The organism is Streptomyces spororaveus (assembly GCF_016755875.1).
Classification (GTDB): Bacteria; Actinomycetota; Actinomycetes; order Streptomycetales; family Streptomycetaceae; genus Streptomyces; species Streptomyces spororaveus.
Genome location: NZ_BNED01000005.1, coordinates 7,835,491 through 7,854,874 on the forward strand (window position 1 = coordinate 7,835,491; position 19,384 = coordinate 7,854,874).

At 72.1% G+C, this 19,384-nt stretch carries 19 protein-coding genes and 1 pseudogene; 12 read left to right on the forward strand and 8 right to left on the reverse strand.

Annotated features, from left to right (window positions below):
- Positions 1 to 118 precede the first annotated feature (118 nt).
- Together Sspor_RS37790 and Sspor_RS37795 are read right to left on the reverse strand one after the other, a co-directional pair.
- On the reverse strand, positions 119 to 1,558 hold the full coding sequence (locus Sspor_RS37790) for a DUF2252 domain-containing protein (RefSeq protein ID WP_373318885.1): 1,440 nt from the start codon (positions 1,556 to 1,558) through the stop codon (positions 119 to 121).
- Between the two features lie 87 nt (positions 1,559 to 1,645).
- On the reverse strand, positions 1,646 to 2,647 hold the full coding sequence (locus Sspor_RS37795) for a YhjD/YihY/BrkB family envelope integrity protein (RefSeq protein WP_202203143.1): 1,002 nt from the start codon (positions 2,645 to 2,647) through the stop codon (positions 1,646 to 1,648).
- Between the two features lie 71 nt (positions 2,648 to 2,718).
- Between Sspor_RS37795 and Sspor_RS37800 the strand changes: the two genes are divergently transcribed.
- From Sspor_RS37800 to Sspor_RS37810, 3 genes are all read left to right on the forward strand, one after another.
- On the forward strand, positions 2,719 to 3,369 hold the full coding sequence (locus Sspor_RS37800; protein ID WP_202204098.1) for a GAP family protein: 651 nt from the start codon (positions 2,719 to 2,721) through the stop codon (positions 3,367 to 3,369).
- Between the two features lie 87 nt (positions 3,370 to 3,456).
- On the forward strand, positions 3,457 to 3,933 hold the full coding sequence (locus Sspor_RS37805) for a DUF6325 family protein (protein ID WP_202203144.1): 477 nt from the start codon (positions 3,457 to 3,459) through the stop codon (positions 3,931 to 3,933).
- A gap of 23 nt (positions 3,934 to 3,956) precedes the next feature.
- Positions 3,957 to 4,259, forward strand: coding sequence for an SHOCT domain-containing protein (locus Sspor_RS37810; RefSeq protein WP_202203145.1), 303 nt, complete (start codon positions 3,957 to 3,959; stop codon positions 4,257 to 4,259).
- Positions 4,260 to 4,321: 62 nt separating this feature from the next.
- Here Sspor_RS37810 and Sspor_RS37815 read toward each other — a convergent pair whose 3' ends face one another.
- Positions 4,322 to 5,281, reverse strand: a complete 960-nt coding sequence (locus Sspor_RS37815; protein WP_202203146.1) for an ABC transporter substrate-binding protein — start codon at positions 5,279 to 5,281, stop codon at positions 4,322 to 4,324.
- A gap of 80 nt (positions 5,282 to 5,361) precedes the next feature.
- A complete protein-coding gene (locus tag Sspor_RS37820; RefSeq protein ID WP_237404205.1) occupies positions 5,362 to 6,873 on the reverse strand; it encodes an aminotransferase class I/II-fold pyridoxal phosphate-dependent enzyme in 1,512 nt (503 codons plus the stop codon).
- A 72-nt stretch (positions 6,874 to 6,945) separates the two neighbouring features.
- Between Sspor_RS37820 and Sspor_RS37825 the strand changes: the two genes are divergently transcribed.
- A complete protein-coding gene (locus Sspor_RS37825) occupies positions 6,946 to 7,863 on the forward strand; it encodes a LysR family transcriptional regulator (protein WP_202203147.1) in 918 nt (305 codons plus the stop codon).
- A gap of 61 nt (positions 7,864 to 7,924) precedes the next feature.
- Here the strand turns inward: Sspor_RS37825 and Sspor_RS37830 are convergent, their stop codons facing one another.
- Positions 7,925 to 8,536 (reverse strand): TetR/AcrR family transcriptional regulator, encoded by a 612-nt coding sequence (locus tag Sspor_RS37830; RefSeq protein WP_202203148.1) that lies wholly within the window; start codon positions 8,534 to 8,536, stop codon positions 7,925 to 7,927.
- A gap of 96 nt (positions 8,537 to 8,632) precedes the next feature.
- Here Sspor_RS37830 and Sspor_RS37835 point away from each other — a divergent pair, with 96 nt between their 5' ends.
- The 4 genes and pseudogenes from Sspor_RS37835 (at position 8,633) to Sspor_RS37850 (ending at position 11,184) form a co-directional block, all read left to right on the forward strand.
- Positions 8,633 to 9,079 (forward strand): nuclear transport factor 2 family protein, encoded by a 447-nt coding sequence (locus Sspor_RS37835; protein ID WP_202203149.1) that lies wholly within the window; start codon positions 8,633 to 8,635, stop codon positions 9,077 to 9,079.
- Positions 9,076 to 9,948 carry an NmrA family NAD(P)-binding protein gene (locus Sspor_RS37840; RefSeq protein WP_202203150.1) on the forward strand — a complete coding sequence of 291 codons (873 nt, stop codon included), beginning with the start codon at positions 9,076 to 9,078 and terminating at the stop codon, positions 9,946 to 9,948. The genes Sspor_RS37835 and Sspor_RS37840 overlap by 4 nt, the downstream gene beginning before the upstream one ends.
- A 222-nt stretch (positions 9,949 to 10,170) precedes the next feature.
- Positions 10,171 to 10,607: pseudogene (locus Sspor_RS41630) on the forward strand (transposase); the annotation flags it as partial.
- 37 nt (positions 10,608 to 10,644) lie between these two features.
- Positions 10,645 to 11,184, forward strand: coding sequence for an NUDIX domain-containing protein (locus Sspor_RS37850; RefSeq protein WP_202203151.1), 540 nt, complete (start codon positions 10,645 to 10,647; stop codon positions 11,182 to 11,184).
- Between the two features lie 606 nt (positions 11,185 to 11,790).
- On the opposite strand, the gene Sspor_RS37855 is transcribed toward Sspor_RS37850, so the two are convergent.
- Both Sspor_RS37855 and Sspor_RS37860 read right to left on the reverse strand, forming a co-directional pair.
- The gene (locus Sspor_RS37855; RefSeq protein WP_202203152.1) at positions 11,791 to 12,645 is read right to left on the reverse strand and encodes an alpha/beta fold hydrolase; all 855 of its coding nucleotides are present in this window, start codon (positions 12,643 to 12,645) and stop codon (positions 11,791 to 11,793) included.
- 50 nt (positions 12,646 to 12,695) lie between these two features.
- On the reverse strand, positions 12,696 to 13,874 hold the full coding sequence (locus tag Sspor_RS37860) for a UDP-N-acetylglucosamine--N-acetylmuramyl-(pentapeptide) pyrophosphoryl-undecaprenol N-acetylglucosamine transferase (protein ID WP_202203153.1): 1,179 nt from the start codon (positions 13,872 to 13,874) through the stop codon (positions 12,696 to 12,698).
- 235 nt (positions 13,875 to 14,109) lie between these two features.
- Here Sspor_RS37860 and Sspor_RS37865 point away from each other — a divergent pair, with 235 nt between their 5' ends.
- From Sspor_RS37865 to Sspor_RS37880, 4 genes are all read left to right on the forward strand, one after another.
- Positions 14,110 to 14,466 carry a carboxymuconolactone decarboxylase gene (locus tag Sspor_RS37865; protein WP_202203154.1) on the forward strand — a complete coding sequence of 119 codons (357 nt, stop codon included), beginning with the start codon at positions 14,110 to 14,112 and terminating at the stop codon, positions 14,464 to 14,466.
- Positions 14,467 to 14,589: 123 nt separating this feature from the next.
- The gene (gadC, locus tag Sspor_RS37870) at positions 14,590 to 16,065 is read left to right on the forward strand and encodes a glutamate/gamma-aminobutyrate antiporter GadC (protein ID WP_237404206.1); all 1,476 of its coding nucleotides are present in this window, start codon (positions 14,590 to 14,592) and stop codon (positions 16,063 to 16,065) included.
- The gene (locus tag Sspor_RS37875) at positions 16,062 to 16,511 is read left to right on the forward strand and encodes a hypothetical protein (RefSeq protein WP_202203155.1); all 450 of its coding nucleotides are present in this window, start codon (positions 16,062 to 16,064) and stop codon (positions 16,509 to 16,511) included. Before gadC ends, Sspor_RS37875 begins: the two co-directional genes overlap by 4 nt.
- Positions 16,504 to 17,877, forward strand: a complete 1,374-nt coding sequence (locus tag Sspor_RS37880) for a dipeptidase (RefSeq protein WP_202203156.1) — start codon at positions 16,504 to 16,506, stop codon at positions 17,875 to 17,877. Before Sspor_RS37875 ends, Sspor_RS37880 begins: the two co-directional genes overlap by 8 nt.
- 120 nt (positions 17,878 to 17,997) lie before the next feature.
- Here Sspor_RS37880 and Sspor_RS37885 read toward each other — a convergent pair whose 3' ends face one another.
- The gene (locus tag Sspor_RS37885; protein WP_202203157.1) at positions 17,998 to 19,362 is read right to left on the reverse strand and encodes a carotenoid oxygenase family protein; all 1,365 of its coding nucleotides are present in this window, start codon (positions 19,360 to 19,362) and stop codon (positions 17,998 to 18,000) included.
- Positions 19,363 to 19,384 lie beyond the last annotated feature (22 nt).

Sequence of the window (19,384 nt, forward strand, 5' to 3'; positions counted from 1 at the left end):
GTGCCATGGCCGCGGGAGGCGGCCGGGCGCCTCGCCCTCCGTGTCAGCGGTGTCAGCCGACTGGCCGAAGCGCCGGCCCGGACCGGGCCCGGATCGCCCCGGCCCGGTCCGGGCCGGCTCAGGCCGCGACGGCGGTCAACCGGCCGGACGCGATGGCGTCCACCAGACGCTGGTGGTCGCGCTCGTTCAGGTCGGCGTAGCTCTCCGCGAACCGCACGAGCGCCCGGTCGAAGACGTCGCCGCCGCCCAGGTACGCCGCGATGGCGATCCGGTCGCCGGACCGGGCGTGCGCCCGCGCCAGGGTGACCCCGCACAGGCCGGCGAACACCCGCATACCGCGCGGCACCATCCGGGCGGGTTCCGCGATGCCCTTCCAGTCGCGCAGCTGGCGCACGTAGAAGTCCCGGTCGACGCCGTCGAGCCCGTGCGTCTGCTGCCAGCCCAGGAAGATGTCGCTCGCGGCCTGCATCAGCCGCTGACCGGCCACGACCCGCTCGCCGCCGGTGGCGTACCCGCTGGCGCCCACGTACGGGGCCAGCACCGATTCACCGGCCTCCTTGGCCTGCAGGATCAGCGGGTCCTCGCCGTCGCGGCCCAGCAGCAGTACGATCCAGCACCGCGTGCCGACACTGCCGACGCCCACCACCTTGCGGGCCATGTCGACGATGGAGTACTGCTCCAGCAGGTGCCTGCGGTCCGTCTGGAGACTGTCCCCGTACCGTGCGACGAGGTCCCGGATCTGGTCCTCGATCGCCGCGCCCTCCTGATCCGGCAGCAGTTCGGAAGCCGGTGTGATCAGCTGCGGCACGGCGGCGAAGCGGCGGCGACCGTCGACCACCTCGGTGAGCTTCTCGAACGCCTGCAGGCTGTCGCGCCCGCGCGCCTTGCTCAGCGCCTCGGTCAGGTTCTTGCGGCCCCGGGTGTGGAGGGCGCCCTCCGCCACCGCCTGGAGGTGCGACTCGTCCACCCTCGCGTACCAGACGTCGAGGTTGTTCATCCGGGCGAACGTACGCATCTGCTCGCGGTAGCCGGCCACCGCCGATGTCACGATCGACGCGCGCTCGCTCTCGGAGAAGCCGTTCTCCCGCCCGGCGATGACCAGGCTGGTCGCGAGCCGCTTGACGTCCCACTCCCACGGTCCGGGCAGCGTCTCGTCGAAGTCGTTGATGTCGAACAGCAGGTTCCGCTCCGGTGAGCCGAGCAGCCGGAAGTTCAGCATGTGCGCATCGCCGCACAACTGGACCCGGATACCGGAGTCGGGTGTCCCGGCCAGATCGCCCGCCATGATCGCGGCGGCGCCCCGGTAGAAACGGAACGGCGACTCCGACATCCGGCCGTAGCGGATCGGCACCAGCTCCTGCAACCGGGTGGCGGACTGCCGCTCGATGACATCCATCGGATCCAGCCGGTCGGCCGACGGCTCGAAGTCCCCGTGGGCGGATCTCGGGGAGGCGGCCCGGGCGGTCCGGCCGTTCACGGCCCGGTCCTCCGCGGAGAGCCGGGGACCACCGCCCGTCGCCGTCGTGGCCGCGGTCACTGTCGTGTCGCGCATCGTCATCGTCGTCGACCTCCCGGCCACCAGGACCCCCGCCTCCCAGCATGGCACTCACCCCACACCGCTGCCCCACGGCGCCGCCGCCGTCCCTCAGTCATCCTCCAGCCGCATCCCACCCGGCGCCGGACTGCCCAGCCGCCGGGCCAGGTACGGCTCCTGCGCGAGGGCCGCGCCCAGGGTGATGCCGACGGCGACCGCCACGCACAGCACGATCAGCCACGACAGGATGACGAACACCGAGCCGGTGGACCCGTACGTGTCGAGCGACCGGTTGAGGGCGATCGGCATGTAGACCCGCGCGCCCAGCGACAGCGCGGTCACCGCGGCGGCCGTGATGAGGGCGCCGGGCAGCAGCGGGGGCCACCGGATCACTCCGCCCAGCAGGAGGTGCTGGCTCCACCACCAGGCCGCCGTCTGCAGGAGGAGCGTGAGGGGGATACCGAGCCACAGGCCGAGTCCGAATCCGTCGCGGACCGGCCCCTGGAAGATCAGCAGGACCATCCAGGCACCGATCCACGCGAACCAGCGCCAGATCGCGATCCGCGTCCCACCCCGCGGGATCTGCCAGGCACGCTTGCACAGCCGCTGCATGGCACGGCTCACCGCGGTCGCCGACAGCAGCACGATCACGGCGCCGACCGCTCCCACGGCGTTGCGGATGTCCTCCTCGCCGGAGCCGTCGAGCACGTCGCCCAGCTGATCGCTCGCCTGACCGGTGAGCCCGAACATCGTGCGTACGGAGGAGACCAGCTGGTCGCGTACCCCCTCCGGCGCGAACGAGGCGACGACGAAGAGCAGGGGCACGGCGGTCAGGAAGCACTGGGCGGCCAGGCGGGTGGCGGAGTCGAAGATGTTCACGCCGATCATGCGCTCCGTGACATGGGTGATCACGGGGAACCGGGTCTCGGCCCGCTCCTGCGTCCGTTTGGCGGCCGCGGCCAGCTCCCGGGAGCGCGTGCGCCACCGTTCCTTGCGCTCCTGCCACATCAGCGGCCCGCAGCGGGGCGCGGCACGGACCGCGGATGCCGGGTCGTCGTCATGGCGGCCTCCTTCGTCTGCGTCCAGGTTGGTGGACGCGGACCAGGGCGGCATCTCGGTGGGCAAAAGGTGTCGGAGCCCGGTCCGGTGCGTAGTGTCGTATGTCGTCGCACGATTGGGGCGCCATGGTCCTCGACCTCATGCTGATCGCGTTGGCGATCGCCCTCTACCCGCTGCCCATGATGGCGTTCATCCTCGTGGTGTCGTCGCCCAGAGGCGTGTGGAAGGGGCTGGCCTTCCTCCTGGCCTGGCTGGCCAACCTCGTCGCGGTGATCGCGATCGTGCTGGCGCTGACCGGCGGCCAACCCCCGGCGCCCCGGTCCCCGCCCGGCGTGGCGGCTCTCGCGCTCAAGCTGGCCATCGGGGTGGGACTGGTGGTCTACGGGGTACGCCGTTACCGCCGCCGGAAAGTGAAGGCCGCCCGGGACGCCACCCCGAAGCCCTCCCACGTGGACGTCGGCTCGGTGTGGGCCGCCGCGGGCCTGGCCGTGCTGATCCAGCCCTGGGGCATGGTCGCGGCGGGCGCGACGACCGTGATCGAGGCCGACACCTCGCACGCGACCACGTTCATCGCCCTGCTCGGCTTCTGCCTGCTGGCCAGCTCCGGCCTGCTGGCCGCCGAGCTGTACATGGTGTTCGCACCGGAGGCCGCCCAGACCCGGCTGCTGCGGATGCGCACGTGGATGGAGGGGCACAAGGACGAGGCCATCGTGTTCGTCTGCCTGCTGCTGGGCCTGTGGCTGACCGCGCAGAGCATCTACGAGCTGACCGGTTGACCGTCCGGCGGGACCGGCCAGACATGCGGGGGCGCGGGCGGCGTGCTGGAATGAAAAGACCTTCCCCCCTCTGCGACAGGAGCTGCCATGAGCAGCGAGACCGAGCCGCGAGCCGATTTCGGCGACATCGACGAACTCGGCCCGGTCGACTACATCGTGGTCGAGTTCCCCGGCAACCGGATGACGGGCGAGGGGTTCCCGATCCTCGTCGACCTCGTCGACCGGGGCATCATCCGCATCTTCGACTTCGCCTTCATCCGCAAGGAGGAGGACGGCACGGTCACCGCGCTGGAGCTCCAGGACCTCGGTGGCGGCGAGGTCGACCTCACCGTGTTCGAGGGGGCATCGTCCGGCCTGCTCGACGGCGGCGACATCCAGGAGGCCGCCGCCGCCCTGGAACCCGGCAGCTCGGCCGGGGTCATCGTGTACGAGAACACCTGGGCGGCGCCTTTCGCCCGTGCCCTGCGACGCGGCGGAGCGCAGCTCGTGGCCGCCGGACGGATTCCGGTTCAGGCCCTGCTGGCGTCGCTGGACGCCCTGGAGGAACCGCCCGCCGGACCGTAGTCACACACCTGGAGATGAGCAGCATGCCCGGACTTCTTCGCGGGGTCGCCCGCACCGCCGTCATCGCGGGCACCGCCACGGCCGTGTCCAACCGCGTGTCCCGCCGCCAGGGCGGCCGATGGGCGCAGCAGGACGCCCAGCAGCAGGCACAGCAGGAAGCCCAGCAGCAGGCGGCGGCACCCCCGCCCCCGCCTCCGCCCGCCGAGGCACCGGCCGACGACATGACCACCAAGATCGAACAGCTGAAGCAGCTCAGCACCCTCAAGGAACAGGGCGTGCTGACCGAGACGGAGTTCGCCGAGCAGAAGCGCCGGCTGCTGGGCTAGCGACTGGGAGCCCGGGAGGGGGTACGGACAGCGGTCCGTACCCCCTCTTCGGCGCGTGCGGGTCAGGAACCCGTGTTGACGTTCGCCGAGGCGACCGCCCCCGTTCCCGCACCCCACTTGTCGAGTGCCTTCTTGTACGAACCGTCCTCGATGATCGCCGCGAGCGCGGCCTTCAGCGCGTCGCGCAGTTCCGGCCGGTCCTTGGCCACAGCGATTCCGAAGGGGCCGGCCTCGATCTGGTTGCCGACGATCTCGAAGGCGTTTCCGCCGTCGGCCTTGAGAGCCAGGTAGGCCGCCACCGGGTAGTCGTTGACCCCGGCGACGGCGCCGCCCGCCTTGACGCGGGTCTGCGCCTCGGCATCGGTCGGGAAGGACTCGATCGAGACGGCCGGCTTCCCGGCGGCCTCGCACTCCTTCGACCGGGTCCTGGCCACCTCCTCGAAGGTGGTGCCCCGCTGCACGGCGGTCTTCCTGCCGCACAGATCGGCGATCGACTTGAGCCGGTGGGGGTTGCCCTTCTGGACGTACACGACGGAGCCCGCGACGAAGTAGTCGACGAAATCGACACCGTTACCGGTCTTGGCTCCCTTGTCGTCCAGACCCTGCTGGCGGGCCGTCGTGTCGCTCATCGACGACATCACGACGTCCTGCCGTCCGGAGTTGAGGGACGTGATGAGGCTGTCGAAGGTGCCGCTGGTGAAGACGAACCTCACGCCGAGCTGCCGGCCGAGCGCCGCGGCGACGTCCGGGTCGACACCGACGATCTTCCCGTTCTCGGTGAACTCCATCGGCGCGTACGTGGCGTCCGTGCCGACCTTGATGACACCGGCCCGCCGGATGTCCGCGGGCAGCCTGGCGAACAGCGGTGCGTCGCTCTTCCCGCCACCGGTTCCACCGCCTCCGCCGGCGGCGGCGCTCCGGCCCGCTTCGGTCTGGTCCCCGCACGCGCCCAGCAGCAGGGCGGCGGTGGTGGCGGCGAGGACGGCGGCGATCGTCCGCCGGGTCGGTATGCGTGCGGCCATGGCTGTGCTCTCTCTCGGGGCGGTGTGACGGGAAGCGCCGGGGGTGCCGGCGGGCGGGACGGCGCGACGTGCCCGGCGGCTCAGGCGACGACGCGCAGGCGTGTCACGCCCGGGTCGAGCGCGCCGCGGACATGGCCGTTCGGCGCGGCCGCTGTCCGCTGGAGGAACTCCACGGCCTCGGCGGTGACGACTTCGCCCGGCAGGACGTTGGGGATGCCCGGCGGGTACGCCGCCAGGGTGTCCGCGGAGATCCGCCCGACGGCCTCCTCCGCGGCCACGACCACCGCCGGGCTCAGGAACGCCTCGCGGGCGGTGAGCTTCGTGGCACCGGGAGCCGGCAGCCGCAGCACGCCGTGCGCGTGGGTGTGGGCCGGGCCGGTGGTGAGCGGGGAAGGCAGGGTGTGCAGCGCCTCGACGAACCGGTCGGTGTCCGGGACGGTCCCCGCCCCGATCACGGCGACGATCGCCGCGTCGGTCGCCACCTCGACCATGATCTGGTGGTCCCGGAAGAGTCTCCGCCTGGCCTCGTGGCCCGTGATCCCGCCGGCCCGGGTGTCGATCGCGATGCGCAGCGGGTCGGCTCCGACGATGTCGGTGAAGGCGTGGAACCCGTCGCTCACCACAGTGAAGCGGCCCAGCGCGCGGACGGCGGCCCGTACCCGGTCCGCGGCCCCGACCGAGCTGCCCGTCGCGGCGGCCGCGGTGACCAGACTCCTCCGGGCGAGATCGAGCGACGCCGTCAGCAGCGCACTCGCGCTGGTGGACTGCACGAGCCGGAACGCCCGGTCCACGAGCGGTTCGAGCAGGCCCGCGAAGGGGCCCTCCGCCAGGTGGAGCATCGCCGACTGCGTCAGGCTGCCCGCCAGTTTGTGCGTACTCGAAGTCGCCAGGTCCGCGCCCGAGGCGAGGGCGTTCGCGGGAAGGCCTGGGTGGAAGCCGAAGTGCGACCCCCACGCCTCGTCGACGATCAGCGGTACCCCCGCGGCGTGGGCGGCGTCCGCGATGGCGCGCACGTCGGCCACCGCGCCGAAGTAGCTCGGGGACACGATGTACACGGCGGCCGCGTCCGGTGTCCGTTCGAGCGCCTCCGCCACGTCCGCCGCGGTCACACCGTGGGCGATGCCCTGCTCCGGGTCGACGGACGGCTGGACGAAGACGGCGTCCAGGCCGGACAGCACCAGCCCGTCGATCACGCTGGAGTGCACGCTGCGCTGCACGACGAGCGTGCGTCCCAGGGCGGGGGCGACCATCGAGGCGATCTGATTGCCCTGCGAAGCGCCGTTCGTCAGGAACCAGGTGCGCCGCGCGCCCCAGGCCTCGGCCGCCAGCGCCAGCGCCCTGTCCAGCGGGGTGTCCGGGCCGAGGTCGATGCCGTCGAGCAGCGGCGGGAAGTCCAGGGCCGTGATCCGCGGGCCGAAGAAGCCGGCGAGATCCGATCCGGGGACGGCGGCATGGCCGGGGACGTTCAGTCGCAGCCAGTCCCGTCCCGCATGGCCGAGCACGGCCTCGGCGTACGGGGCGCACAGCTGGCCGCCGTTCCGGCGGGAGGGGGTGGGGGAGGGGGTGCGGTGATCGGTGGTTCTGTTGTTCACCCGTGGAGCGTGACAGCCGTCCGGTCATTGAGGAATGGTGGACTTTTCGTTACCCCTCCATACGATGTCTATATGCTCGACGTCAGGCATCTCCAGGTGCTCCGCTCCATCGCGCAGGAGGGCTCGCTCGCCGCGGCCGGCCGCGCACTGCACTACAGCCAGCCCACGATCACCCACCATCTGGCCTCCCTGGAAGCCCACTTCAACGCCCGGCTCGTCCAGCGCGGACCGCGCGGCGCCACCCTGACCGAGCTCGGCGAAGCCCTGCTGCCGCACGCCGAGGCCGTACTCGACCGCCTGCGCCACGCCGAGCTGGAGGTGCGCAACCTCGCCGAGCGCGGTGCGCGCACCCTGCACATCGGCACGTTCCCCACGGCGGGCGCCCTGCTGCTGGCCCCTGCGGTCAAGCGCCTCCACCAGCAGGGGGTCCACATCTCGCTCACGGAAGGCGAGCTTCCCCTGCTGCTGCGCGGGTTGCGTGCCAAGGAGCTCGACGCCGCCCTCGTCTTCTCACAGCCAGGCGACAGCCTCGACCTCGACGAGGACTTCGAGATCCACCCGCTGCTGTCCGATCCGCTGCTCCTGGTCATGCCGGAGGACCACCCCTGCGCAGCGCGGGACAGGGTGTCCCTCGGTGATCTGCGGGACACCGCATGGGTGGGCGCCGCAGACCCGCACGACCCCTGCGACCGCGTGCTGGCATGGGCGTGCGGCCAGGAGGGGTACGAACCCCTGCACGTGATGCGCACCGACGACTACGCGGTGGTCCAGGGCCTCGTGGCCGCGGGCACGGGCGTGGCCCTCGTCCCGCGGCTCGCCCTGGGGCCGCACCGCCCCGACCTGGCCGTCCGGCCCCTGGCCACACCCGCGCTCGCCCGCGAGATCAGCGTCGCCGTACTGCGGTCCACCTCGGCCACCGCAGCCCAGGAACTGATCGAGGCGCTGCGCGAGCAGGCCGCGCTGATCACGGACCGCTGGGCGGGGGCCTGACCCCGGCGCGACGGGGTACGCGTCGCCCTCGCCGAGCGGGGCGCCGGCACGGGGCGGGTGGTCAGTACCCGGCGGCCGGCCCTCGCCCCGTACGGGCGTCGAGGACCGAGCCGGTGAAGCCCGCCAGCTGAGCCCGGAGCTCCTCGCGGGGCACGCCCTGCTCGCCGGCCAGGTACGCGACCAGGTCCGCCCGGGTGGCCGCGAGCAGGGCGTGGGCGCAGAAGTCGGTGTCGGCGGGTCCGGGGATGAGCCGCAGCAGGTCCCGGAGCAGCGTGTGCCACTGCTCGTAGTGCTCCGTCCGGTAGGGGCTGTCCGCGCCGCTTCCCTCCAGTGCCAGGGCGAGGTGGCGGTTGTCGAGCTTGAAGCACAGGAGGGCGTCGAGCAGGGCCGGTACGCGACGGGGTGCCGGGGTGGCCGGCCCCAGCGGCTCAGGGCCCTGCTCGACCGCTTCCCGGATCGGTTCGAGCCGGGCCTCGTAGAGCGCGCGGATCAGTCCGTCGCGGTCACCGAAGGCGCGGAAGAGCGTCGCCTTGCCGACACCGGCGGCTGCCGCGATGTCGGCCATGGTGACTTCCGCGGGGCTCCCGCAGTGGGCGAAGAGGGTGTCGGCGGCGGCGAAGACGGCCGCCCGGTTGCGGACCGCGTCCTTGCGCGGCTTGCGTTCGACGGTCATCGGGTTCCCTCCGGTTGCGATACGGACCGCCGGTCCGTATCTTTCGGGGGAGAGAAACGGACCGTCGGTCCGTATCGTAGTGGACGGAGAACCGTCGTGCCCGCAACCACCTCACCCCCGGACCTGTACCGCCACAGCCTCCGCCTGCTCCTGGACAAGGACATCGCCTCCTGGGTCGGCCTGTGGGCCGAGCACGGCGCCATGGAGTTCCCCTTCGCCCCTCCGGGGTGGCCCGCGCGGCTGGAGGGGCGCGACGCCGTCGCCGCCTACATGCGGGACTATCCCGACCACATCGACCTGCACGACTTCCCCGGCCTGCGGATCCACGAGACCACCGACCCGGAAACCATCGTGGTCGAGATGCGCGGAGTGGGCCGTCTGGTCGCCACCGGTGCCCCCTTCGACATGACGTACATCGCCGTCGTGACCGTCCAGGACGGGCAGTTCACCTCCTACCGCGACTACTGGAACCCCCTTGCCGTCCACGAACCCGGGGCGGCCTTCACGACGGACCCCAACCCCACGAGGAGCAGCGCCCGATGACCGCCACCGCCACCACCCCGACCGGCACCACGCCGACCGGCACCACCCTGGTCATCGGCGCCACCGGCACCACCGGCAGCCGCACCACGGCGCACCTCGTCGCCGCCGGTCGGCGCGTCAGGGCCGGCAGCCGCCGGGCCACGCCGCTCCCGGGCACCGAGCCCGTCCGTTTCGACTGGTACGACCCCACCAGCTTCGGCGACGCCGTCGCCGGGGCCGACCGCGTCTACCTCGTCCCGCCCGTCGGCGACCCCGACCCGGCCGCGGTCATGCTGCCCTTCCTCGACCGGGCCCGCGCCGCCGGCGTACGCCGCGCCGTACTGCTGAGCTCCTCGGCGATCCCCGAGGGCGGCCCGGCGGTCGGACAGGTGCACCGGGCCCTGCCCGGCCTGTTCGACGAATGGGCGGTACTGCGCCCCTCCTGGTTCATGCAGAACTTCACCGGCACGCACGCCCACGCCGACAGCATCCGTGCCGACGGCGTCATCCTGACCGCGGCCGGGACGGGCCGGGTCGGATTCGTCGACGCCGACGACATCGCCGCCGTCGCGGCCCGCGCCCTCACCGACGACCGCGCGCCCGGCACCGACCTGGTCCTGACCGGCCCGGAGTCCCTGAGCCACGACGACATCGCCGCACTCCTCACCGAGGTAACCGGCCGTCAGGTCGTCCACCACCACCTCACCTTCGAGGCCATGCGCGACCGCCTGGCCACGGCCATCCCGCCGGCGTTCGCCACGATGCTGGCCGGGATGGACCGGTCCATCGCCGAAGGAGCCGAGGACCGCACCACGGACACCGTCCGCCGCCTCACCGGCCGCCCGCCCCACGACTTCCGCACGGTCGCCGTACGAGAGCTCTCGGCCTAGGGGGTGTTTTGCCGATCAGGCCGGGCTCGCGGTGGTCGGCACCGCGCCTCGCCGCGTTGTCCTCGGTCGGCGACGCTCCGCGTCGCCTCCCTCGTCCGCCTTGCGATCCTTCCCCTCGGCCCTGGCGGGCCTGGGGAGACCCCATGGCACCGACCACCGCTCCCTGATCCACCCTGATCGACAAGACACCCCCTAGTACCGCGACGGTGTGTACCGTGGCGGCCGCGGGAGTCGGCTCTTGCCTACATGCGGGGGCTGATGGCTCCGCTGGAGCGGAAGAACGGCTGGACGCTGGCGGAGGAGGCCGGGCATGCGGATCCGGACCGGATCCACCGGCTGCGGGTACCGGATCGACTGGGACGCGGATCAGGTCCTGGACGACGTGCGTGACGACGTCGTCGAGCATCTCGGCGACCCGGAAGCGGTGCTGATCGTGGATGACACGGGGTTTCTGAAGAAGGACCGGATCCCGTTCCGGTGGGTGACCGCCGACGCCGCCTACGGCTTCTCCAAAGGCCGGCGGTCCGAGCTCGGCGGCCGGATGTCTTCCACGTCATGGCCACCACCTGCCACGACACCGCCGTCACCCGCTGGGCCATCGACCACCCCGTCCACGACCTGTTCCCCGGGCTGCCCGGCAGAAGTGGTCGCGGTGGTCGTAGCAGTCGTTGCAGGCCCGCTGGAATACTGGCGGTCATGACGAACACCCCTGCCACACCCGCCCCGTTCTCCCGGATCAAGATCCGGACCGGGGCGCTGGTGTTCTGCGGCGACGAGGTCGCTCTCATCCGCCGCGACCGCGCCGACTCCACCCACTACACCCCGCCCGGCGGCAACGTCGAGCACGGCGAAGACCTGACCCTCGCCCTCGCCCGCGAGCTCGCCGAAGAACTCGGCCTGGACACGGCGGCGGCCGAGGGCGGGGACCTGATGTGGGTCGTCGACCAGCGCGTGACCCGCCCGGGACCGACCCCGCCGCCGCGCAAGCTCCACCTGATCTACCGCTTCCACATCAGCCCCGACATCCGCGCGACCCTCGCCGAAGAGGAGCTGGACGAGCTCCCCGACGGCAGCCACGAGGTCGGCGTCATCGAGTGGATCGACTACCGCAAGACCGCCGAGCTGCCCATCTTCCCGCCCATCGGCCCCGCCCTCGCCGCCCTCACCGACCCGCATGCCGCCGTCACCAACGCAGCCCTGGACGCCGTCACCGACGCGAACTACACCTGGGTGTAGCGCTCAGACGCCCCGGCCCGTGGCCGGCCCGGCACCAGGCTCTCCCCGCGCGAACCGGCCGCGGCGATACGGCGGACACCGATGCTGACCAGGTCAAGGCCCCCGGGGTCGGGGCCGGGGGGACCTCAGACGTTCGGGGAAGCGGTGTAGTCGTGTTGCTGGTGGCCGCGTCCGTTGCCGTGCCAGTCCAGGAACAGCACCGCGTCGGCCAAGGCCCGGTTCCCGGCGCGGTGGCTGATCGTCGAAACCAGTTCGGACTCCGGGATCGTGGCCTTGATCCGGCGCCTGCGGAGGTAGGCGCGGAAGGCTCAGGAGAAGTAGCTCTTGTCCGCGATGACGCGCTCGGGCCGCGCGCGGGGTCGTCCGGGCCCGCCAGCCGGATGACGATGACGGTCTCGGCCTGCTCCCACCCGCATGCAGCACCCTCCTCGAACTCCGACGCCTGATGAGCCGCCTCACCCGGCCCCGCCCGAGCATCGACCACGTCCTGCACTGGGCACACCGGCGACGGCGACGACAGTTCCAGGCACGTGTCAGCCGCTGCAAACAACGTGGTCACACACCAGCAGAGGCCAACAAACCATCACGGCAAACACCGTTGCAGTACTAGTTGGAGGAGCCCGCGGCAGTGTGCTCGAGGATCGCGGCGGCGATCGTCGCCCAGTCGGCTCGCTCGACCCCGTGGCCGGCATCCCGCAGAGCCAACAGCCGGGCCCCGGGGATCCGTTGCGCGAGTGCCTCGCCGTGCCGGAGCGGGAACATCGGATCGGCGGTTCCGTGGATCACCAGCGTGGGCACGGTGATCGAGGACAAGGGGGCCTGTGAGACCTCGCCGTCCGCGAGCGAGTCGTGGTTGCGGGCCGCGCCGAAATCGTGCGCGCGCTCGACGTCGCGGCGGACCAGTCCGAGGGCCGCGGCCTCGTCGAACGGGCGCCGACCTCCCGCGAGGACACGCGCGTAGGCGACCTGGTGGTCGATCACCGCGCCGGCATCCGCCGGATCGGGTGGGGCGGCCACGGCGAACCGGGTGAACTCCTCCGCCGGCGGGGGCAGCTCCTCGTCGCCGGGCACGGCGGAGGACGTACTGATCAGGACGAGCGACCGGACACGGGCGGCGTGATCCAGCGCCAGCAGCTGCGCGAGGGCTCCGCCGGCCGAGACGCCCACGACGTGCGCGGCCGGGACCTCGTGGGCGCGCAGCACGCGGACGGCGTCGGCCACCAGGTCCGCGGCGTCGTACCCGGGACGGCCCGGCGCGTAGGTGACCGACCGGCCGGTGTCGCGGTGGTCGTAACGGATCACGAAGCGCCCGCCCGCCGCGAGCATCCGGCAGAAGCCCTCCTCCCACCAGAGCATCGAAGCCCCCAGGCCCATGACGAGCAGGACGGGCGGATCGGAGGGATCGCCGAAGGACTCGGTGCACAGCTCGATGCCGTCCACCTCGATCACGCGCTCAGCCATCGCCGCTCCTCCTCGCCCGTCCCATCATGCCCACGCGCGGGAGGCACCGGTCAGTCGGAGGATCCCGCCGCCGACAGCAGTACGTCCACCAGCCGGTCCGCGGCGTCCGGCCTCCCGTACGCACGCGCACGCTGCGCCATCGCCGTCCGCCCGGCGGCGTCGGTCAGCAGCGGACCGACCGCCTCCGCGAGGGTCCGCCCGGTCACCTCACCGAGCAGGGCCACCGCGGCGCCCGCATCGGCCAGGTGCCGCGCGTTGTGCGCCTGCTCGTTCCCCGCCGAGGTGGCCAGCGGCACGAACACCGCGGGCTTGCCCAGCGCGGTCAGCTCCGCCAGCGTGCCCGCCCCGGACCGGGACACCACCACATCGGCGAGCGCCAGTACGTCGGGCAGCTCCGGCCCGACGAAGCCCGTCAGGTGGTACCGGCCGGCGAGGACCGGATCGAGTGCCGCGGCGGCGGACCGGAGCTCGTCGACGTTGGCCGGGCCGCACTGGTGGATGACGTTCGCGTGGCTCAGCAGCCACGGAAGCACCTCTCGCACCACGCCGTTGATCTGCTGGGCGCCCTGCGCCCCGCCGGTGACGTAGACCGTCGGCAGGCGCCTGTCGAACCCCGTCAGGTTCAGCGCCTGCACCGCCTTGTCGGGGTGCCCGGTCAGGATCTCGGGCCGCACCGGATTGCCGGTGACGACCGCCCGGCCGCGCACCTCGTCCGGCAGCAGCGGCAGCGACGACTCGGAGGACACCGCGATGCGCGTCGCAGAACCGGCCAGCTTCCGGTTCGCCAGACCCAGCCGGACCGTCTGCTCGTGCAGCACCAGGGGGCGCTTGCACAACCGGGCGGCGAGCCCGGCCGGGACGGCGACGTAGCCGCCTGTCGCGAGGACCACGTCCGGCCGGAACTCGGCCACGACCGTACGGGCCTGGGCCACGCCGAGCGGCACCCGCGCCATGTCCTTGACGTTCGCCGCGGAGAGCATCTTCAGGGGATTCGCCGATCTGCGGATCTTCCCCGTGGCGACCGTCCTGAACGCGATGCCCTCCGCCGGGGCGACCCGCGCCTCCAGACCGTCCGCGGTTCCGATCCACAGCACGTCGAGCGCGGACCCCTGGGCGGCGAGGCGGCCGCGCAGCGTGCGGATCGCCGTCAGGGCAGGGTAGGTGTGTCCGCCGGTCCCGCCGCCTGTCACGAGCAGCCGGAAGGGACGGGAGAGCGAGGAAGCGTCCATCCGGCCACCCTACTGTCCGGTCCGCCCGCGGCCTCCGATGGGGCACGGGCACCTGCGAGGCATCCGCCGGGCACCCGCCAGGCACCCGCGACCTGCGCGTATTCGCCCGGACGGCCCAACGGGCGCAGGCTCCGGGGGACGCCTACGCTGAAACGGCCACCCGCCGGCACGACCCCGGTCCCGCGGCCGGGGTCGGCGCGTCCGGCTCAGTTCAGCACCGAAAGGCGGTTCCGACATGGCCACCAGGTCTGACGCTCCCGTTCTCGACACGCTCGCCGCGATGACCATCGACTCCATCGAGCACTGCGGCATGGACGAGAAGACACTCATCACCACCCGCATCGCCGCCCTCGTGGCCATGGACGCCCCGGCCATCTCCTACCTGGCCCACATCAGCCCCGCGGTCAAGGCCGACTTCACCGTCGAGCAGCTGCAGGACGTGCTCGTCGCGATCGCCCCCGTCGTGGGGACCGCGCGCGTCATGTCGGCCGCCGGTCACATAGCCCAGGCGTTCGGCGTCGCCATAGCCATGCTCGAAAGCGAAGCAGAAGCCATGGCCAACGCCGAGGCCGAAAGCCGCCACAAGACCTGATCCCTCCCGACGGAGCCCGCGCGCGAGGCGGGTCGGCCGATCCTCCGGGCGGCCGAACCCGCCTCGCGCGCCGTGTGCGCAAGGGGGAGCCTGACGGGAACAGCCCTGTCCCCGGAGGCCCCCTTGAGCGCGATGGATGTTCCCCTTCCGGACGAGCGGCCGCAGGGCAGGCCGACGGAGGCCGCAGCGGCCAGGACCGGCACCCCCACGCTCACGTGGGTGACCCTCGCGATGATGACGACGGCCTCCGTCGCCAGCCTCCGCGCGGCGCCCACCATGGCCGTGTACGGCCTGGCCTGCGTGTTCCTGTACCTGGTACCCGCGATCGTGTTCCTGCTGCCGACCTCGCTGGTCTCCGCGGAACTCGCGTCGGGCTGGTCGGGCGGCGTGTACCGCTGGGTGAGCGAGGGACTGTCCAAGCCCCTCGGATTCGTCGCCGTCTGGTGCCAGTTCGCCATGACGATCTTCTACTATCCCAGCCTGCTGGCGTTCGTCGCGAGCACGCTGGCGTACGTCATCAACCCGGCTCTGGCCTCCAACGGCATCTACACGGCCATCGTGATCGTCGTCCTGTACTGGACGGGCGTCTGGATCTCCGCGCAGGGCACGAAGGCGCTGTCCGGCCTCGCCTCCTGGGGCCTGATCATCGGCACACTGATCCCCGGCACGCTGCTGGTGGTCCTCGGCATCGTGTTCCTCGGCCAGGGCAACCCGTCCGCGGCCCCGATGACCGCCGCCAACATCCTCCCGGCCTGGACGGGCCTGGCCAGTCTGGTGCTCATCGTCAACAACTTCCTGAGCTACTCGGGCATGGAGATGAACGCCGTCCACGTGTCGTCGCTGAAAGACCCACCGCGCGAGTTCCCCAAGACGATGTTCCTCGCGATGGGGATGGTGCTGCTGATCTTCGTGCTGCCGGCCCTCGCCATCAGCTGGGTGGTTCCGGCCGATCAGCTGTCGCTGACCGCAGGCGTCATGCAGGCCTTCGACGCGTTCTTCTCCTACTTCCACATCGGCTGGCTGACCCCGATCGCCGCGGTGGCCCTGGTGTCCGCCTCCCTGGGCGGAATGCTCACCTGGCTGGCGGGCCCCTCGAAGGGTCTGCTGCTGATCTCGCGTCAAGAGGGCTACCTGCCGCCGTTCCTGCAGCAGCTCAACGGGCACGGCGTCCAGCAGAACATCCTCGTCACCCAGGGCCTCGTCACCACGGTGATCGCGCTGGGCTACGCGCTGATCCCCGACGTGTCCAGTGTCTACTGGATCTTCTCGGTGATCACCACCCAGGTGTACTTGATCATGTACCTGCTGATGTTCCTGGCGGCCATGCGACTGCGCAAGCTCCAGCCCGATCATCCGCGCGGCTACCGCGCCCCGGCGCTGAGCCTGGTGTGCGTCGTGGGCTTCCTCGCCTCCGCCGCAGCCATGATCATCGGATTCGTGCCGTCCTCGCAGTTCGGCGGCGGCAGCGTCTGGGCCTACATCGGCATCGTCGGCGGCGGCCTGCTGCTCCTCGGAGTGGTCATCCCCTGGCTGTGCCTGCGGCTGCGCAAGCCCAGCTGGCGCACCCCGGCCGCGGAGTCGACGGGAGACGCGGCATGAGCCCCACCCGCTTCGCCTCCCGGCACAAGTGGATCTACATCGGCGCCATCGTCCTGCTCGTCGGCTTCGTCGTGGTGGGGCTGATCCAGTACAAGGCCGTACGGTCCACCAACCAGTCCCTGGACAAGGCCAACCAGCTCGCCGACGAGCTGGCCGCCGCCGGCTTCACCCGGCCCGATCCCGCCACCCTGGCCCGCGCGCTCGGCGAGGACGGGGGCATCGTCTGCGAGGACCCCGCGTCGGCACTCAAGTCGGCCCTGTGGAAGATCAACCTTTCCAACGGGGCCACCGGCCCCGGCCAGCGTCCGGTCATCGCCGACCGCCGGGCCGTTCAGGCGGAGGCGCTCGTGCTGAAGGTCTACTGCCCCGACCAGCTGCAGCGCGTCCAGGACGAGATCGACGACCTGAAGACCGAGCAGACGGTGAGGCGCGGCAACGATGGCTGACCCCGCCCGCGACGTGCCGGACGCCCGCGTCCTCGCCGAGCGCATCGACGCGCTGATGTCCCGCGCACAGTCCGACCTGGCCGAACTGGTCGCCCTCCGCTCGGTGGCCGACCCGCGGCAGTTCCCTCCCGAGGAATGCGAGCGGGCCGCCCGGTGGGTGGCCGACGCGTTCACCGAGGCGGGCCTGGACGACGTACGCCTGGAGGAGACCCCCGACGGCAGCCATGCCGTCCTCGGCCACCGGCCGGGCCCGGAGGGCTCCCCGACCGTGCTGCTGTACTGCCACTACGACGTACAGCCCCCGCTCGGCGAAGCCGCCTGGACCTCTCCGCCGTTCACGCTCACCGAGCGCGACGGCCGCTGGTACGGACGCGGCGCCGCCGACTGCAAGGGCAACATCGTCATGCACCTCACGGCACTGCGGGCCCTGGGCGACGCACTGCCCGTGGGGCTGAAGTTCGTCGCCGAGGGGTCCGAGGAGCAGGGCACCGGCGGGCTGGAGCAGTACGTGGCCGCGCACCCGGGCGACATCTGCGCCGACGCGCTCCTCATCTGCGACACCGGAAACGCCGCCGTCGGCCGCCCCACCGCCACCACCGCGCTGCGCGGCCTCGCCAACGTCGTCGTCACCGTCACCACCCTCCGCGGCGACCTGCACTCGGGCATGTTCGGCGGTCCCGCCCCCGACGCCCTGGCGGCCCTGATCCAGATGCTCTCCACCCTGCGCGACGCCGACGGCGGGACCCGCATCGACGGCCTCGACTGCACCGGCACCTGGACCGGGGTGCCGTACGAGGAGGAGCAGTTCCGGGCCGACGCGTCCGTCCTGGACGGGGTCCGTCTCACCGGCTCGGGCTCGGTGGCGGACCGGCTCTGGGCGCGCCCGGCCGTGACGGTGCTCGGCATCGACTGCCCGCCCGTGGTCGGCTCCGCCGCCGCCGTACCGGCGAAGGCCCGGGCCCGGGTGAGCCTGCGCGTGCCCCCGGGGACGGCCTCGGAGGCCGCGCTCGCCGCCCTCACCGCGCACCTGTTGGCCGCGGCACCCTGGGGCGCCCGCGTCTCGGTCGAGAAGGAGGGCACCGGCTCGCCGTTCCGCCCGGCCACCGACGGGCCCGCCTACCGGGCCATGGGGCGGGCCATGGAGCAGGCGTACGGCCGCCCGATGGAGTTCCTCGGCCAGGGAGGCTCCATCCCCCTGTGCAACGTACTCGCGGGAGCCTGCCCGGATGCGGAGATCATCCTCATGGGGGTGGAGGAGCCCCGCTGCCTGATCCACGCGCCCGACGAGAGCGTCGATCCGAGCGAGATCCGCAACATGGCCCTCGTCGAGGCGCTCTTCCTCCTCGGCTACGCGTCGGCGCGCTGACACAGCGGAAAGCCGGAGCCGCGACGTCTCGCGGCTCCGGCAACCGGCCCCGGGGGGAGGGCCGTTCTCGGTGGGCGATGGGGGGACGCGCCAGAGCGCGATCACATCCCCCGCCCAGGGTCAGCCCGCGGAGCCCTCCAGGGCGGTGTCGGGGATCCAGGAGCCGTGGATGCCGGCGGTGACGCGGTGGGGGAGGTGGACGGTGGCGATGCGATCGAGGCCGGCGGCGTCCAGCACGAGGAGCTGCGAGGCGTTCTGCTTGAGGTCGGAGACGACGGTGAGGAGGTAGCCGTCGTCCTCGCGGGCGGTGCCGGCGGCGGGGACGAAGACCGCTTCGCTGGGCAGGCGGGCGTCGCCGACCTGGTGGATGCGGCGGGCGCCGGTGGTGCGGTCGTACTTGACGATGCCGTAGCCGCCGAAACCCTTCTCGTCGGGGAAGGAGATGGCGTACTGGTAGCGGTTCTCGGCGCCGGTGTAGTCCTCGTTGATGGTGGGGAACTCGACGGGGAGGTCGTCGATGATCTGTTCGTCGACGGTGCCGGCGGTCAGGTCGAGGACCCAGCGGCGGGTGTAGGAGCGGGCGTTGGGCTCGCTGCCGCGTCCGGGTGCGCCGACCCACCAGTTCCAGGAGAGGCGGAAGCCCTCGCGGTCGACGGTGGGGCCTTCCAGGACGATGCGGCCCTGGCCGTCCTCGTAGGCGTTGGAGACGTGGAGCATGTTGCCGGGCTCGATGGAGAACCAGCGGGTGTGGCGGGCGCCGTCCTCGCCGCGGGGCATGACGCCGATCCGGGAGGGCTGGTGGTCGCTCCAGCTGTAGGGGATGCCGGAGGTCTCGGTGTGGTCGAAGGTGACGTTGCCCTCGACGAAGACGACGTGGCTGCGGGTGATGGCGAAGTCGTGCTTGAGGGCGGCGGTCGCTCCGGGGACCTCGGCGCTGTGGGTGATGGCGCCCTTGGCGTCGGAGACGTAGTAGGTCAGGAACGGGGGGAAGGGCGAGGAGGCGAAGAAGTGGAGCTCCCCGGTCACGGGGTCCTCCTTGGGGTGTGCGGTCATGGCGGTGCGCAGTGTGCCGTCGAAGTCGTAGGCGCCGACGGTGTCGAGGTCCGGGGTGAGCTCGAAGGGCAGGTTGGCCTCGCACAGGGCCAGGAGGCGTCCGCCGTGTTCGATGACGTGGGTGCCGGCGGGGCTGGCGGTCAGGTCGGGGCCGTGCTCCGTCATGTACGGGGCGCCGTCGAGGGCGGGGGTCTGGACCCAGCGGTTGCGGTACCACTCGGCGCGCCCGTCACGGAGCCGGATGCCGTGGACCATGCCGCTGCCCTTGAACCAGTGGGTGGGGGTGACACCGGGCTTCGGGTTGTGCCCGTTGCGCAGCAGCCGGCCCGTCAGCTCGGGCGGCAGCGTGCCCTCGACGGTGAGGCCGGTGGCGGTGACCTCCTCGACGACGGGGGTGTAGTGGCCGGTCAGGTACGGCGGGGTGGTCGTCATGGCGGGAATCCCTCTCATGGAT

Excerpts from the sequence above, each read along its gene's own strand:
- Sspor_RS37795 (WP_202203143.1), bottom strand. The coding sequence starts at position 2,647 with ATGCCGCCCTGGTCCGCGTCCACCAACCTGGACGCAGACGAAGGAGGC.
- Sspor_RS37805 (WP_202203144.1), top strand. The coding sequence starts at position 3,457 with ATGAGCAGCGAGACCGAGCCGCGAGCCGATTTCGGCGACATCGACGAA.
- Sspor_RS37790 (WP_373318885.1), bottom strand. The coding sequence starts at position 1,558 with ATGACGATGCGCGACACGACAGTGACCGCGGCCACGACGGCGACGGGC.
- Sspor_RS37830 (WP_202203148.1), bottom strand. The coding sequence starts at position 8,536 with ATGACCGTCGAACGCAAGCCGCGCAAGGACGCGGTCCGCAACCGGGCG.
- Sspor_RS37840 (WP_202203150.1), top strand. The coding sequence starts at position 9,076 with ATGACCGCCACCGCCACCACCCCGACCGGCACCACGCCGACCGGCACC.
- Sspor_RS37800 (WP_202204098.1), top strand. The coding sequence starts at position 2,719 with ATGGTCCTCGACCTCATGCTGATCGCGTTGGCGATCGCCCTCTACCCG.
- Sspor_RS37865 (WP_202203154.1), top strand. The coding sequence starts at position 14,110 with ATGGCCACCAGGTCTGACGCTCCCGTTCTCGACACGCTCGCCGCGATG.
- Sspor_RS37885 (WP_202203157.1), bottom strand. The coding sequence starts at position 19,362 with ATGACGACCACCCCGCCGTACCTGACCGGCCACTACACCCCCGTCGTC.
- Sspor_RS37810 (WP_202203145.1), top strand. The coding sequence starts at position 3,957 with ATGCCCGGACTTCTTCGCGGGGTCGCCCGCACCGCCGTCATCGCGGGC.
- Sspor_RS37855 (WP_202203152.1), bottom strand. The coding sequence starts at position 12,645 with ATGGCTGAGCGCGTGATCGAGGTGGACGGCATCGAGCTGTGCACCGAG.
- Sspor_RS37850 (WP_202203151.1), top strand. The coding sequence starts at position 10,645 with ATGACGAACACCCCTGCCACACCCGCCCCGTTCTCCCGGATCAAGATC.
- Sspor_RS37875 (WP_202203155.1), top strand. The coding sequence starts at position 16,062 with ATGAGCCCCACCCGCTTCGCCTCCCGGCACAAGTGGATCTACATCGGC.
- Sspor_RS37880 (WP_202203156.1), top strand. The coding sequence starts at position 16,504 with ATGGCTGACCCCGCCCGCGACGTGCCGGACGCCCGCGTCCTCGCCGAG.
- Sspor_RS37815 (WP_202203146.1), bottom strand. The coding sequence starts at position 5,281 with ATGGCCGCACGCATACCGACCCGGCGGACGATCGCCGCCGTCCTCGCC.
- Sspor_RS37825 (WP_202203147.1), top strand. The coding sequence starts at position 6,946 with ATGCTCGACGTCAGGCATCTCCAGGTGCTCCGCTCCATCGCGCAGGAG.
- Sspor_RS37860 (WP_202203153.1), bottom strand. The coding sequence starts at position 13,874 with ATGGACGCTTCCTCGCTCTCCCGTCCCTTCCGGCTGCTCGTGACAGGC.